At 63.4% G+C, this 14,138-nt stretch carries 16 protein-coding genes and 1 other RNA gene; 7 read left to right on the top strand and 10 right to left on the bottom strand.

The features are described from left to right. The first annotated feature begins 1,096 nt into the window (after positions 1-1,096). From relB to TGR7_RS13935, 4 genes are all read left to right on the top strand, one after another. Positions 1,097-1,327 (top strand): type II toxin-antitoxin system RelB family antitoxin, encoded by a 231-nt coding sequence (gene relB / locus TGR7_RS13945; protein WP_041441946.1) that lies wholly within the window; start codon positions 1,097-1,099, stop codon positions 1,325-1,327. After that, a complete protein-coding gene (locus TGR7_RS17290) occupies positions 1,311-1,577 on the top strand; it encodes a type II toxin-antitoxin system RelE family toxin (protein WP_012639328.1) in 267 nt (88 codons plus the stop codon). The genes relB and TGR7_RS17290 overlap by 17 nt, the downstream gene beginning before the upstream one ends. 239 nt (positions 1,578-1,816) lie before the next feature. Continuing rightward, positions 1,817-5,686, top strand: a complete 3,870-nt coding sequence (locus TGR7_RS13940) for a DUF3683 domain-containing protein (protein ID WP_012639327.1) — start codon at positions 1,817-1,819, stop codon at positions 5,684-5,686. 149 nt (positions 5,687-5,835) lie between these two features. Then, on the top strand, positions 5,836-6,285 hold the full coding sequence (locus tag TGR7_RS13935; protein WP_012639326.1) for an REP-associated tyrosine transposase: 450 nt from the start codon (positions 5,836-5,838) through the stop codon (positions 6,283-6,285). Between the two features lie 254 nt (positions 6,286-6,539). Here the strand turns inward: TGR7_RS13935 and TGR7_RS13930 are convergent, their stop codons facing one another. Both TGR7_RS13930 and rpiA read right to left on the bottom strand, forming a co-directional pair. Then, positions 6,540-6,740 carry a DUF2905 domain-containing protein gene (locus TGR7_RS13930; protein ID WP_041441943.1) on the bottom strand — a complete coding sequence of 67 codons (201 nt, stop codon included), beginning with the start codon at positions 6,738-6,740 and terminating at the stop codon, positions 6,540-6,542. A gap of 122 nt (positions 6,741-6,862) precedes the next feature. Continuing rightward, a complete protein-coding gene (gene rpiA, locus TGR7_RS13925) occupies positions 6,863-7,519 on the bottom strand; it encodes a ribose-5-phosphate isomerase RpiA (RefSeq protein WP_012639324.1) in 657 nt (218 codons plus the stop codon). Between the two features lie 148 nt (positions 7,520-7,667). On the opposite strand from rpiA, the gene ilvA reads away from it, so the two are divergent. After that, positions 7,668-9,188 carry a threonine ammonia-lyase, biosynthetic gene (gene ilvA / locus TGR7_RS13920; RefSeq protein ID WP_012639323.1) on the top strand — a complete coding sequence of 507 codons (1,521 nt, stop codon included), beginning with the start codon at positions 7,668-7,670 and terminating at the stop codon, positions 9,186-9,188. Positions 9,189-9,312: 124 nt separating this feature from the next. Here the strand turns inward: ilvA and TGR7_RS17285 are convergent, their stop codons facing one another. The 8 genes from TGR7_RS17285 to TGR7_RS13885 all read right to left on the bottom strand — a co-directional run bounded on the left by TGR7_RS17285 (position 9,313) and on the right by TGR7_RS13885 (position 13,170). After that, positions 9,313-9,723 (bottom strand): hypothetical protein, encoded by a 411-nt coding sequence (locus TGR7_RS17285; protein ID WP_012639322.1) that lies wholly within the window; start codon positions 9,721-9,723, stop codon positions 9,313-9,315. A 172-nt stretch (positions 9,724-9,895) separates the two neighbouring features. Beyond that, positions 9,896-10,228, bottom strand: a complete 333-nt coding sequence (locus tag TGR7_RS13910; RefSeq protein ID WP_012639321.1) for a hypothetical protein — start codon at positions 10,226-10,228, stop codon at positions 9,896-9,898. Positions 10,229-10,247: 19 nt separating this feature from the next. Next, a complete protein-coding gene (locus TGR7_RS13905; RefSeq protein WP_012639320.1) occupies positions 10,248-10,925 on the bottom strand; it encodes a glutathione S-transferase family protein in 678 nt (225 codons plus the stop codon). Continuing rightward, positions 10,922-11,380, bottom strand: a complete 459-nt coding sequence (locus tag TGR7_RS13900; protein WP_012639319.1) for an EVE domain-containing protein — start codon at positions 11,378-11,380, stop codon at positions 10,922-10,924. The genes TGR7_RS13905 and TGR7_RS13900 overlap by 4 nt, the downstream gene beginning before the upstream one ends. A 257-nt stretch (positions 11,381-11,637) precedes the next feature. Beyond that, a complete protein-coding gene (locus TGR7_RS13895; protein ID WP_012639318.1) occupies positions 11,638-12,240 on the bottom strand; it encodes a 5-formyltetrahydrofolate cyclo-ligase in 603 nt (200 codons plus the stop codon). Between the two features lie 86 nt (positions 12,241-12,326). Then, positions 12,327-12,512, bottom strand: a non-coding RNA gene (ssrS, locus tag TGR7_RS17280) — 6S RNA. A gap of 113 nt (positions 12,513-12,625) precedes the next feature. Further along, positions 12,626-12,940, bottom strand: a complete 315-nt coding sequence (locus TGR7_RS13890; protein ID WP_012639317.1) for a cell division protein ZapA — start codon at positions 12,938-12,940, stop codon at positions 12,626-12,628. After that, entirely contained in the window at positions 12,937-13,170 is a 234-nt protein-coding gene (locus tag TGR7_RS13885; RefSeq protein ID WP_012639316.1) for a TIGR02449 family protein, read from the bottom strand. The genes TGR7_RS13890 and TGR7_RS13885 overlap by 4 nt, the downstream gene beginning before the upstream one ends. Positions 13,171-13,280: 110 nt before the next feature. Between TGR7_RS13885 and TGR7_RS13880 the strand changes: the two genes are divergently transcribed. Together TGR7_RS13880 and TGR7_RS13875 are read left to right on the top strand one after the other, a co-directional pair. After that, positions 13,281-13,577: a hypothetical protein gene (locus TGR7_RS13880; RefSeq protein ID WP_012639315.1), complete on the top strand. Its 297-nt coding sequence runs from the start codon at positions 13,281-13,283 to the stop codon at positions 13,575-13,577. A 2-nt stretch (positions 13,578-13,579) separates the two neighbouring features. Continuing rightward, the gene (locus tag TGR7_RS13875; protein WP_012639314.1) at positions 13,580-14,128 is read left to right on the top strand and encodes a UPF0149 family protein; all 549 of its coding nucleotides are present in this window, start codon (positions 13,580-13,582) and stop codon (positions 14,126-14,128) included. The last annotated feature ends 10 nt before the right edge of the window (positions 14,129-14,138 follow it).

Below are 14,138 nucleotides of genomic sequence, written 5' to 3'. Positions count from 1 at the left end.
AATAAAGTGGTATTTTTGTGAATCAATTCTCGAAAAACGGGTCAATCAGGTCTGGATTTGCATTTTAAGTGTTCTAAACTCAATTCGGTCTGCAAGGAGGCGGACTTGAGCCGGAGCCGGCATCACAGGGATTCGTGGTGTACGGCTCCATCTTTTCTCGGATCGATCTTCTTCGTTCCTTCTTTCTCTCAGTAAATCTCCACTTCAGTATTTGCGTATCCAGTGCGCGTGCCCCCGACTGCATGCGTGGCGCATGTTGCGTGTCAGGACTTATGGGTGTTTCCAGGGGGCATACGGCTTTCGGATAACAATCCTGGATATGCTTGGGTTCTGTTTGCGCCGCATGTTAAGGGGATCAAAACGGGCATAATTCTGCGGGAAAACCCGCGTGTAGGCCTGGGCCTACACGAATTGTGGAAGATTCCTACAAAATTAGCATGATTTGGGGGTTTACGCGGGGTTGTCTGTTCGACATCATTTGCCTGCGATCTGAGAGAAAGTGGATTTCCACGACTGGGACAGGGATGCCCAGGAAAGGACTCAACAGGTCGTACAGGAAATTCCAGTGCTCCAATCACCAAATTCCTGTAAGGCCAGGACGGCCGGCCCCGGTACTCGTGACCGGGGTTTTTTTATGGTCAGCTACTTGCCGACAGGCAAACGTCAATCTCAGCTCCCAAAATCCCCCCGTTCTTTGTGATCACCTTGCGCACCTCTGGTCAAGGGCGGCTGCGCTACCGCATGGTCAGGCATTAGTCACGTATTGGTTAACAAAGTAGCCATGGGGATGATGGGTGTCCCAAAGTGCGCGCCCAAAGTGCGCGCCAGTGTGGGGATGATGGGTGTCCCAAAGTGCCTCCGCCGGGATGATGGGTGTCCCAAAGTGCCCCCAAAGTGCCTCCGCCCAAAGTGCGCCCTCGGGATGATGGGTGTCCCAAAGTGCCGGATGATGGGTGTCCCAAAGTGCGCCCTCCAAAGTGCGCCCTCCCAAAGTGCGCCCTCGGGATGATGGGTGTCCCAAAGTGCGCCCTTGAATCAGAGTGATCGGGCGCCCATAATGCATTGCATGTAATTGCTGCAATGCAGGTAATGTGTCATGAGCCAACTGGCCGTCAGGCTGCCAGATGACCTTAGCGAGCGGCTGGAGAACCTTGCTGCGAAGACTCAACGTAGCAAAGCCTTCTATGTGAAGGAGGCTCTGCGGTGTGCGCTCGATGATCTTGAGGATATTTATCTGGCTGATGCGCGTATGGAAGATCTGAACGCTGGACGTAGCACAACCCACTCATTGGACGAGGTAGTCAGGGATCTTGGTCTGGAAGATTGAGTTTGAAACATCCGCGCGCAAGGAGTTGGGTGATCTGGATGGCGCCACAGCCCGGCGGATCATTCGTTTCCTCCGTGATCGTGTAGCAACCTCTGACAATCCCCGTTCGCTAGGTAAACCGCTGAAGGGGCATCTTAGGGACTACTGGCGTTACCGCATCGGTGACTGGCGGCTGGTCTGTCACATTGACGACATAGGTGTCCGGATCCTTGTGATTCGTGTTTCCCACCGCAAGGACGTTTACAGGTAGATGGATCAATTCCCGATCCCGTGATCGTCCCCACCGTCATCATCCGGGGTGTGTCACTCTGACGCCCTTGTCTCTGGCACTAGACAGTTTCCTTATCCCGCCTGTCTATCCCGTTCGCCACTATCCCCCGCGACGCTGGTGGTTGTGTGCGCCGCACCACGGGCCGGTGTTATGATTTGCGGCTTGTCACCCGCGCCGGACCGAAGGCGCGGGCCTGCTTCCCGGAGGTTTGCTTCCCGATGCCCGACACCGCGCCCATGCCCGTCCAGGCCAACCCGCGCATCCGCGAAATCCCCTACAACTACACCTCCTTCTCCGACCGCGAGATCGTGATCCGTTTCCTCGGCGAGGCGATGTGGCAGGTGCTCGGGGGGCTGCGCGGTGAGCGGCGTACCGGGGTCTCGGCGCGCATGCTGTTCGAGGTGCTGGGGGACATGTGGGTGGTGACCCGCAATCCCTACATCCAGGATGACCTGCTGGACAACCGCAAGCGCCTGACCGCACTCATCGAGGCCATGGACCACCGGGTGGACCAGATCGTGGCCCGGGCGGACGGCAACGAAAAGGCCCTGGAACTGGCCAGCCGGGCCCGGGCGGCGGTGCGCCGCTTCGAGGCCTGGTTCCCGGAGCAGCGGGCCCTGCGCAGGCGGGCCTTGCGCAAGCTCTCCCGGTACACCCGCAAGGACAACATCCATTTCGACGGCCTGGCCCGGGTCTCCCATGTCACCGACGCCACCGACTGGCGCGTGGAACTGCCCTTCGTGGTGGTCACCCCGGATACCGAGGAGGAGATGGCCGGGGTGGTGGCCGCCTGCATCGAACTCGGCCTGACCGTGATCCCCCGGGGCGGCGGCACCGGTTACACCGGCGCGGCGGTGCCCCTGGATGAGAAGAGCGCGGTGATCAACACCGAGAAGCTGGAGGGCCTGGGGGCGGTGGAGATGCGCCGCATCCCGGGCGTGGACCAGCCGGTGCCCACGGTGCGTGCCGAGGCGGGCGTGGTCACGCGCCGGGTCTCGGATCTCGCCGGCCGCGAGGGCTTCGTGTTCGCCGTGGACCCCACCTCCCAGGACGCCTCGACCATCGGCGGCAACATCGCCATGAACGCCGGTGGCAAGAAGGCGGTGCTCTGGGGCACGACCCTGGACAACCTGGTGTCCTGGCGCATGGTCACCCCCGACGCCAAGTGGCTGGAGGTGGAGCGCATCGGCCACAACCTGGGCAAGATCCACGACCAGGAGACGGTGCATTTCCGCATCACCCGCTACAAGGCCGACGGCAAGACCCCCGAGGGCGAACCCGAGGTGATCAGCTGCCCGGGTCAGGTCTTTCGCAAGCTGGGGCTCGGCAAGGACGTGACCGACAAGTTCCTCGCCGGTCTGCCGGGTGTGCAGAAAGAGGGCTGCGACGGCCTGATCACCTCCGGGGTGTTCATCCTGCACCGCATGCCCGGGCATATTCGCACCGTGTGCCTGGAGTTCTACGGCGACGATCTGCACGAGGCAGTGCCCGCCATCGTGGAGATCAAGCACCGCCTGGACGGCGACCCGCAGGTGATGCTCTCGGGTCTGGAACACCTGGACGAACGCTACGTGCGCGCCGTGCGCTACACGCCCAAGGGTGCCCGGGGCGAGCGGCCCAAGATGGTGCTCATCGCGGACATCTCCTCGGACAACGAGGACGCGCTGGGCCGCGCCGCCTCCGAGGTGGTGCGCCTGGCCAATGCCCGCAACGGCGAGGGCTTCATCGCCGTGAGCCCCGAGGCGCGCAAGCGCTTCTGGTCGGAGCGCGCGCGCACCGCCGCCATCGCCGCCCACACCAACGCCTTCAAGATCAACGAGGACGTGGTCATCCCGCTGGACCGCCTGGCCGAGTACAGCGAGGGCATCGAGCGCATCAACGTGGTCCAGTCCATGGGCAACAAGCTGCGCATGATCGACGAGATGCTCGAATGCCTGAAGGGCGATCACCCGGAACTGCGCGAGCTGCTGGCCATCGAGAACGAGGAGGGCCGGCGCTGGTTCGAGGGCAAGCGCACCGCCGCCACCCAGCACCTGGAAGGGGTGCGTGCCCGCTGGCGCCTGATCCTCGGCAACCTGGACGGGGACGCCGTCGCCCACGACAGCCTGCTGGACGAGAAGTCCCGCACCGACCTGCGTCCCGGCGACCGGCTCGTCAACCTGCTGCTGCGCCGCAGCCTGCGCATCTCCTACAAGCGCGAGGTGCGTCGTCCCCTGTGGGACATCTTCGACGGCCTGGAACTGGAGCCGGTGCGCAAGCGCCTGGAGTCCATCCACGACCGGGTGCTCACCAGCCGCCTGTTCGTGGCCCTGCACATGCACGCCGGCGACGGCAACGTGCACACCAACATCCCGGTCAACTCCAACGACTACGCCATGATGCACGAGGCCGAGCGCATCGTGGACCAGATCATGGAGTTGGCCCGGCGCCTGGGCGGCGTCATCTCCGGCGAGCACGGCATCGGCATTACCAAGATGCAGTACCTGGAGCCGGAGCAGGTCGAGGCCTTCGTGGCCTACAAGCTGAAGGTGGATCCCAAGGGGCGTTTCAACAAGGGCAAGCTCATGCCCGGTTCGGGACTGGCCAACGCCTACACCCCCAGCCTGCGCCTGTTGCAGCAGGAGGCCCTGATCCTGGAGCAGAGCGAGCTGGGCGCGCTCAACGACGACATCAAGGACTGCCTGCGCTGCGGCAAGTGCAAGCCGGTGTGCAACACCCACGTGCCCCGGGCCAATCTGCTCTACTCGCCGCGCAACAAGATCCTCGGCACGGGCCTGATCATCGAGGCCTTCCTGTACGAGGAGCAGACCCGCCGCGGTCTGTCCCTGCGCCACTTCGACGAGATGAACGACGTGGCGGACCACTGCACCGTCTGCCACAAGTGCGCCAACCCCTGCCCGGTGAACATCGACTTCGGCGATGTCACCATCCGCATGCGCAGCATCCTCAAGGCGCGCGGTCAGCGGCGCGTCAGGCCCGCCACCGCCGCCTCCATGGCCTTCCTCAACATCAAGGACCCGGCCACCATCAAGCTGATGCGCAAGGGCCTGGTGCAATGGGGCTATGCCAGCCAGCGCTTCGGCCATGGCCTGTTCAAGCGTCTGGGCCTGCTGAGTGCCAAGAAGCTCCCGGCCTCCACCACCGGCAAACCATCACTGCCGGCCCAGGTGGTGCATTTCGTGAAAAAGCCCATGCCCGCAGGCCTGCCGGCACGCACCACCCGTGCCCTGCTGGGGCTGGAGGATGCCACCCAGGTACCCGTGATCCGCGATCCGGCCAAGGTGGGCGAGCACAGCGATGCGGTGTTCTACTTCCCCGGCTGCGGCTCAGAGCGCCTGTTCAGCCAGATCGGCCTGGCCACGATGGCCATGCTCTACGAGGCCGGCGCCCAGACCGTGCTGCCGCCCGGCTACCTGTGCTGCGGTTATCCCCAGACCTCGGCGGGCGACGTGGACAAGGGCAAGGCCATCACCACCGAGAACCGGGTGCTGTTCCACCGGGTGGCCAACACCCTGAACTATCTCGACATCCGCACGGTGATCGTCTCCTGCGGCACCTGCATGGACCAGCTGCTCAAGTACGAATTCGAGCAGATCTTCCCCGGCTGCCGCCTGCTGGACATCCATGAGTACCTGATGGAGAAGGGCCTGAGCCTGGACGGTGTGGAAGGGGTGCAGTACCTCTATCACGACCCCTGCCACTCGCCCATGAAGACCCACGCCCCCGTGCAGGTGGCGAGCAAGCTGATCGGCCAGGACGTGCAGCTCTCCGACCGCTGCTGCGGCGAGGCCGGAACCTTCGCCGTGAGCCGCCCGGACATCGCCACCCAGGTGCGTTTCCGCAAGGAAGAGGAACTGCGCGCCGGTATCCGCAGCCTCACCGGCCAGGATCGCGCTGAACAGGGCAACGTGAAGCTGCTCACCGCCTGTCCCGCCTGTCAGCAGGGCCTGTCCCGTTACCGGGAGGACACGGGGCTCGAGACCGATTACATCGTGGTGGAGATGGCCAACCGCATGCTGGGTGAGGGCTGGCAGGAGCGCTTCGTGGAGCGGGCGCGCAGCGGCGGGATCGAGAAGGTGCTGTTGTAGGGTCTGTCGAGGTGCCCGGGGCAAGGCGGTATTTCCCGGGCGCCGGTTGTCGGCCTGAAGGCCGACCCACAGGGCAGCGCTTTCCTGTGTAGGTCGGGCTTCAGCCCGACTGCATCGTCAGGATGGACCGCATCAGGGAGGATGCAGCCATGCCCTATTCGGAATTGCGTAAGGGCCGTGATTCAATCCCCGGCCAAATCTACCTCGTCACCACGGTCACGCATCAGCGCATCCCCTGGTTCCTGGATTTCACCCATGCCCGTGGTGTCATTGCGCAGATGTGCCTGCTGCATGGGGAGGGATGGGTGGAATCCCTGGCCTGGGTGCTCATGCCTGATCACCTGCATTGGCTGCTGACTCTGCAACCGGGTTACGAACTGCGTGGTGTCGTCGGCCGACTGAAGGGACGAAGCGCCCGGCAGATCAATCTGAGCTTGGGCAGGTCAGGTCGAATCTGGCAGCAGAGTTTTCATGATCACGCCTTGAGGCGGGAGGAGGATCTGGTCGATGTGGCGAGATATGTGGTAGCGAATCCGTTGCGGGCCGGGTTGGTTGATCGGTTGGGTGATTACCCTCACTGGGATGCGAAATGGCTGTGAGGGCTTCGGCTTGCTTGGTCTGTCGGCCTGAAGGCGGACCTACGGGAGATCCTGGGCCCTTCGCCGTGGCGGGGGAACTCCGACCCCGTGATGTCGGCCTGAAGGCCGACCTACGAGAGGTCATGGGATCTTCGCTAGGGGGTATCCCCGTCTTGTGTTGTCGGCCTGAAGGCCGACCTACGGACTGGCCGTGTTGTCGTAGGTCGGCCTTCAGGCCGACTGCGGGGCATGGGTCGCCGCCAACGGTCTGTCGGTTACTTGCGAAACAGCCACACAATGACGCTGAGCACCAGGCTCAGCAGGATCATGGTGGTGACGGGGAAGTAGAAACGGAAGTCCTCCCGCTCGATGACGATGTCTCCCGGCAGACGCCCCAGCCCCAGTTTGCTGATCCAGGGCCAGGCGAGACCGATGCTGACGAGCAGGATGCCGAGGGTGATAAGGATCCGTGACATGGGCTTCATCGTGCGTAGGTTGGGGTGAGCCACGCGAACCCCAACGGGGCGAGCTCGATCACCACAGACAGCGTTGGGGTTCGCGTTGCTCACCCCAACCTACGTCCGCTCATGGGGCGGGATCAGCCGATCTTCCTGATGCCGCCGGCAGAACCCAGGATCAGCACGTCCGCCGGGCGCTGGGCGAAGATGCCCACGGTGACCACGCCGGGCAGCTGGTTGATATGGTCTTCCATGGCCACCGGGTCGCTGATCTGCAGGTTGTGCACGTCCAGGATCACGTTGCCGTTGTCGGTGGTGAAGCCTTCGCGCAGCACCGGCTGGCCGCCCAGCTTGGTCAGCTCCCGGGCCACGTAGGCGCGGGCCATGGGGATCACTTCCACGGGCAGGGGGAAGGCGCCCAGCACGTCCACCAGCTTGCTCTCGTCGGCGATGCACACGAACTTGTCGCTGGCGGCGGCCACGATCTTTTCCCGGGTCAGGGCGCCGCCGCCACCCTTGATCAGGTGCAGCTCGGCGTTGGATTCGTCGGCGCCGTCCACGTACAGGGGCAGCTGGCCGGCGGTGTTCAGGTCCATGACCTGGATGCCATGGCCGCGCAGGCGCTGGGCACTGGCCTCGGAGGAGGCGACGGTGCCGTCGATGCGGTCCTTGATGGCTGCCAGCAGATCGATGAAGTGGTTGGCGGTGGAGCCGGTGCCCACGCCGACGATCATGCCGGATTCCACGTATTCGATGGCGGCTTCCGCCGCGGCCTTTTTCATCTGGTCCTGATTCATAGGAATTCCTTGGGCGCGTTCCGCGCAAGTCTTTGATTGCAGCTCATTCAGCCGACGCAAGATACAAGATACGAGAGGCAAGATACAAGACGACCCAAGTCACTGACTTTTCTTGTATCTTGCCGCTTGCCTCTTGTATCTTCCCTCAATGCCATTCCCCTACCTGGAAAAAATCCTCACCGCGCGCGTCTACGACGTGGCCCGGGAGACCCCCCTCGATTCGATGCCGACCCTCTCGGGGCGCCTGGACAACCGCGTGCTGCTCAAGCGCGAGGACCTGCAGCCGGTGTTTTCCTTCAAGCTGCGCGGCGCCTACAACCGCATGTTCCACCTCACCGAGGAGGAGCGCTCCAGGGGGGTGATTGCCGCTTCCGCGGGCAACCACGCCCAGGGCGTGGCCCTCGGTGCCCGGCAACTGGGTATCCGCGCCATCATCGTCATGCCCCAGACCACCCCGAGCATCAAGGTGGACGCGGTGCGCAGCCTGGGCGGCAAGGCGGTGCTGCACGGGGATTCCTACGACGACGCCTACGCCCATGCCATGGGCCTGGTGGAAAAGCACGGCTACACCTTCATCCATCCCTTCGACGACCCCTACGTGATCGCCGGCCAGGGCACCGTGGCCATGGAACTGCTGCGCCAGCACCCGGACCCCATCGATGCGGTGTTCATCTGCACCGGTGGCGGCGGCCTGCTGGCGGGCATGGCCACCTACATCAAGGCGCTGCGGCCGGAGATCCGCGTCATCGGCGTGGAGCCGGACGATGCGCCCTCCATGACCGAGGCCCTGCGGCGCAAACGCCGCATCATCCTGGACCAGGTGGGCATCTTTGCCGATGGTGTGGCGGTGCGCCAGGTGGGCGAGGAGAACTACCGGCTGGCGCGCAAGCACGTGGACGAGATGCTGCTGGTGAGCACCGACGAGATCTGCGCGGCCATCAAGGACATCTTCGATGATACCCGGGTGATGGCCGAGCCCGCCGGAGCGCTGGCGGTGGCGGGTATCAAGAAGTACGTGGAGGCCCGCGGCGTCTCCGGGCAGAACCTGGTGGCAGTGCTCAGCGGCGCCAACATGAACTTCGACCGGCTGCGCTACGTGGCCGAGCGCGCGGAACTGGGTGAGCGCCGCGAGGCCCTGTTCGCCGCCACCATCCCCGAACGACCGGGCAGCTTCCGTGCCTTCTGCCGCGCCATCGGCAAGCGGGGCATCACCGAATTCAACTACCGCTATGCCGATGACCGGGAGGCCCACGTGTTCGTGGGGGTGAAGCTCTCCGGTGGTGACGAGGAGCGCCAGGCCATCCTGGAAAGCCTGCGGCGGCAGGGCTACGCGATGCTGGATCTCACCGACAACGAGATGGCCAAGAGCCACCTGCGCCACATGGTGGGCGGGCACGTGGGCGACGTGGGCGACGAGCGGGTCTACCGCTTCGAATTTCCTGAACGCCCCGGGGCCCTGTTGCGCTTCCTGACCCGCATGGGGCAGGACTGGAACATCAGCCTGTTCCACTACCGCAACCACGGTGCTGCCTACGGTCGGGTGCTGGTGGGCATGCAGGTGCCGTCCGGTGACGCCAAGCGTTTCCAGGCTTTCGTGGATGAACTGGGATATCCCTGCTGGGAGGAAACGGACAACCCGGTATACCGGATGTTCCTCGGCGCCCTCTGAGTCGGGCGAGCCGCACTTTAGAGCGAGTCAGGGAGGGATGTCGCGGTGCAGGACGCTGCCGCGATCCAGGAGCAGATGCGGAAAGGCCCGCCATTGGCGGGCCTTTCCGTTTCAGCCGAAGGGCTTAGGCGCCAGGCGCCGCGGCCTTCTTCTTGGTGGTCGCCTTTTTCTTGGGGGCGGCCTTCTTCTTGGTTGTTGCCTTCTTCTTCGGTGCTGCCTTCTTTACGGCCTTTTTCACGGCCTTCTTCTTGGCAGCGACCTTCTTCTTGACAGCCTTTTTCTTGGTGGCGGCTTTCTTGACGGCCTTCTTCACCGCCTTTTTCACCGCTTTCTTCTTCGCGGCAGCCTTTTTCTTAACGGCGGCCTTCTTCTTGGTGACCGCCTTCTTCACGGCCTTTTTCTTGGCAGCGACCTTCTTCTTGACGGCCACTTTCTTCTTGGTGGCGGCCTTCTTCACGGCGGCCTTGGTGTTGGACTTCTTAACGCGAGACTTCGTGCTGACTTTTTTCTGAGCGGCGGCTTTTTTGACGGCCATTATGCTCCCTCCAAGAGATAAGCAGATACCCGGAATTGAGTATAAACAACTACTTTCAAAATACTAGAGATTTGATGATGAAAATTTTACCGAGTATCTGCCTTATGCGTGCTTTCATCATCGATAAGATGATTCATGCGTCCCGTGAGCGTGTTCATGTGTCGCATGTGATTCACGCGCCGCGCAGTCGAAGTGCCTCTTCGTTGTAGGCGGCATCGATGGTGGTGATGATCTTCTCCACCATGCGGAAACCCTCCACGGGTGCGTTGTCCGCCATGTATTTCAGGCGCAGCGGGCTCAGGGACTTCACCGCATCGATGCGTTCCAGGCTGGCTTCGCCCCCTGCGTGACCGGCCTTTTCATCCAGTGCGCGGATGATCTCTGCCGCAATCTCGTGGGGGTGTGTGCCTTCGGCGGCCTTGCGAATGGATGCCTCCGGGCTGCCGTCGAGCAGTTCGAAGCCGGTGTTCTCCTGCAGGTAGTCGAGCAGTTCATTGAGGGTCATGGAGCGTCTCCTTTGGTGGTTATCGGGTCAGCAGGTCTTCGCCCGGGGACAGGCCGCACAGGTCCTCGACCCGCTTGAGGTAGTACATGAGATCCACCGGCAGAGCGATGCCGTCGTGGATCTGGATGGGGTAGATGTCGGCGCACAGCAGCATGTCGGCGATACTGGGTTCGCCCATGTAGAAGCGGTTTTTCGCCAGGTGCCGGGACAGTTCCGTCAGCCGCGACAGGCGTGAGAACTGGGCGAAGCCATCGTAGCGGTCATTGGCCAGCTCCTCCAGGCTCATGCCGAAGCGGTGTTTGACCTCCTGCTTGTAGGCGGCCAGGGTCTCGGCATGGCCGCCTATCTCGCGCCAGGCGGGACGCACGGGGGCGTAGAGGCGTTCGAGCACGGCATCGCAGCCGTCGCGCCAGTCCACCAGCGCCTGCCAGGCGGCCTCGTCGATGCGGCCGTTGACCAGTGGCGGGGTGTCCGGAAACAGGGTGTCGATGTCCCGCAGGATCGCGAGTGAGTCGGTGAGCAGGCGGCCGTCGTCCGTGGCGAGCACCGGCACCTGGCGGGCGATGCCCAGCTCGAAGAAGGTCTCGTCGTCGTCCCAGGCAAGCGGTCGGTCCTGCCAGGGCACGCCTTTGTACGAGAGCGCCAGGCGAACCCGCTGGGACTGGGGCGAGGAATGGAAGTGGTAGAGCGTCGTCACGCTTTGACCAGGCCCATGATGAAGTCCCATTCCTGGGGGCTCACCGGCATGATGGACAGCCGGTTGCCCTTGCGCACCAGGGCCATGTCCGCCAGTTCGGGGTAGGTCTTGAGATCGGAGAGCGGGATGGTCTCCTTGAATTTGCGCTTGAAACGCACGTCCACCCGGTACCAGCGGGGGTTGTCGGGATCGCTCTTGGGATCGTAGTACTTGGCCTCGGGGTTGAACGCTGTGTCGTCCGGGTAGCCCTCCCGGGCCACGGTCATGAGCCCGACGATGCCGGGCACCTCGCAGTTGGAGTGATAGAAGAACACCTCATCACCCTGCTTCATCTCATCGCGCATCATGTTGCGGGCCTGGTAGTTGCGCACCCCATCCCAGGGCTCCACCTTCACCCGCTTGAGATCGTCGATGCCGAACACGTCCGGTTCGGATTTCATCAGCCAATAAGCCATGGTCCTGTCGATCGGTTGTGGATTCGGCCGACAGTATAAGTAGTGGAGCGGGGGAGGGTGAATTGGGGGGTGGGGAGGAGGGGCATTGCAGTAAGGCGGAAGTGGGAATTGGGAAGTGCGAAAAGGTCTTTCTTCCAACTTCCCAATTCCCACTTCTTAGTTCAACTCCGCCTTTGGCCGTATCCGCTCCCCGTAGGTCGGCCTTCAGGCCGACAGCGTTGTCCGTCGAAGCCACGGCCGTCGGCCTGAAGGCCGACCTATGATGGGTGTGTGTGGGGCCGTATCAGGCCCGCCTCCGTGACAATGGCGGTCAATGGCACGTCCCAGGGCTCGTGGGGCAGGGCATCCACTTCCTGGAAGCCGTAGGCCAGCCCCAGCAGGCGGGGTTTGTGCCAGTGACTGCGCCCGGCGAGGAATTCGAAGGTGGTGTCGTAGTAGCCGCCGCCCATGCCCAGGCGGTTGCCGTCGCGATCGAAACCCACCAGGGGGGTCAGCACCAGGTCCAGGTGGCGAGGGCTGAGGCGCCGGCCCCGGGTCATGACCGGTTCGGGGATGCCGAAGCGGTTGGCCTGCAGGCGCGTGCGTGCTTCCCAGGGCAGGAACCAGAGGCGATGCGGATGACCCGGATCGAGTACGGGGAGGTAGAGCTGCTTGTGCCGTGCCCGTGCCGCGGCGATCACCAGGCCCGGATCCACCTCGCCCCGGTTGGGCATATATACGGCGATGCGCCGGGCGCGGTTGAACAGCGGGGAATGAATGATGTGGCGCGCTATCTGGCTGGAGAGGCGCGTGCGCGCGTCCTCGGACAGGGCGGCGCGCTCGGCACGCAGCCGCTTGCGCAGTTGGTCACGGATAGACATGGGATGGAAGTTACAAGTGGCCAGTGCGAACTGGCAAGGTTTTCCTTGCCACTCGCCACTGACCACTTGCCACTGAATTAAGAGGGCACACTCCGCATATGCCGTGGCCGGCTTTCGACCTTGAACCAGGGGTTCAAGTGGGTGCCTGCGCGATGCTTAGAGGCTTTCCGCTACGGGGCGGACATGCACAACCACATCATCAGCAAGGCTCCCGGGGTGAGAAATTAGGCTCAAGGATACTACCCAGCCGCTCACGTACACCGCAGAGGTGCCCAAACTGAAATCGTTGCTAGAAATCCGTCTGGGCGGGGCCTGTGGCCCGGGAGGCTGTTCCGCGAATCCCGCGGGCGACCGCTTCCGGGTCGCCAGTCTCGGTGAAAAGTCCTTACAGGTCCATCTGTTGCCCGTTTTCCAGGGCGTGGTCGATCTTGTCTTGCAGGGCGCGAATCCTCGCGCTCAGGTTCTGACTCAGGCTCTCCCGCTGATTGCGGGTCACCAGCATCTCGTGGGTGATGTTCAGGGCCGCCATCACGGCGATCCGGTCGCCCCCGATGATGCGTCCGCTGTCGCGGATCTCCTGCATGCGCCGGTCCAGCAGGCTGGCGGAGGCGATCAGGGCACTGCGTTCATCCTGGGGACAGGCAACCTTGTATTCCTTGCCCAGGATCTGAACCGCAACCGGCTCAGCGGGATTGCTCACGCGGACTGCTCCATGGACTTCAGGCGGGCGATCATCGCCTCCACCTTCAGACGCGCCGCTTCCTGTCCTTCCACCAGGGAGGATCGCTCGGCGGCGAGGTTGACCTGCTGCTCGCGCAGGAGGCGGTTTTCCTCTTTGAGCCGCTCGCAGGTGCGGATGAGTTCACCCACACGGACCTCAAGTTTCCTGAGCTCCTGTTCGGCGATGTCCTGTGTATTGATCGTGTCCATGGAAGCTAGTCTAGGACTCGTCCCCGGGGGCGTCAACAAAGCCGTGATGCGTGGCCGGGGGTGGGTGCGGATGCTAGAATGGGCAGTCTGCCCGAGACCCCTCAAGCCCCATGTCCCAGCACACCTCCACCCCGCCCCTCAGCGAACAGGCCATCGTGGTCGAAGGCACGGCCCACAACGGCAAGCCCTGCCGCGTGGTGGACAACACCGGCACCCTGGATCGTGGCGATCTGGCTGCGCTGCTGGATGAGCTGATCGAGGCGCGTCGCTTCGGTCTCTCGGGCCTGTCCGCCACCGGCGGCAGCACCATCCGCCTGGGTGAGCCGGAATTTACACATATACAGATGGGCGAGAACCTCTACCGCCTGATCCTGTTCCCCTACGAGGCGCGCCTGGAGGCGTTCTGATCATGGCGTCCGATTACGACACTGTGGATGCGGCCCTGGCCCGCGCCGGTGCCGACACCGACGCGGCGGAGGGGCATGGCACCCTGTGCGGCATGCTGAGCGTCAACAACGCCATCAGCAGCGAGGACTGGTTCCGGGAGTTGCTGCCCGATCCCGAGCCGGGCGACCTGCTGGCCCAGGAGGCCCGCCGCCAGCTGGGCGAGGTGTTCAAGGAGACCCGCATGGAACTCCATGACACGGGGCTCGATTTCCACCTGCTGCTGCCCGGCGATGATGAAGGCCTGGAGCGCCGGGTCGAGGCCCTGGGGCACTGGTGCCAGGGCTATCTCTACGGCATGGCGGTGTGCGGTGTGCGCGAGGGCGCCAACCTGCCCGAGGATACCGCCGAGCTGGTGCGGGATTTCGCGGAGATCGCCGGCACGGGTTTCGACGTGGAGATCGACGAGACCAATGAAACTGCCTACAGCGAGATTGTCGAATACGTGAGGGTCGGGGTGCTGCTGATCAACGAGGAACTTCAGCCCATCAAGGCCCCGCCGAGACTTCAGTGAGACACACGAC

Origin of the sequence: Thioalkalivibrio sulfidiphilus HL-EbGr7 (assembly GCF_000021985.1) — a bacterium.
Classification (GTDB): domain Bacteria; phylum Pseudomonadota; class Gammaproteobacteria; order Ectothiorhodospirales; family Ectothiorhodospiraceae; genus Thioalkalivibrio_A; species Thioalkalivibrio_A sulfidiphilus.
Note: the sequence above shows the minus strand (reverse complement) of the source record. Positions and strands in the feature narration are given on the sequence as shown.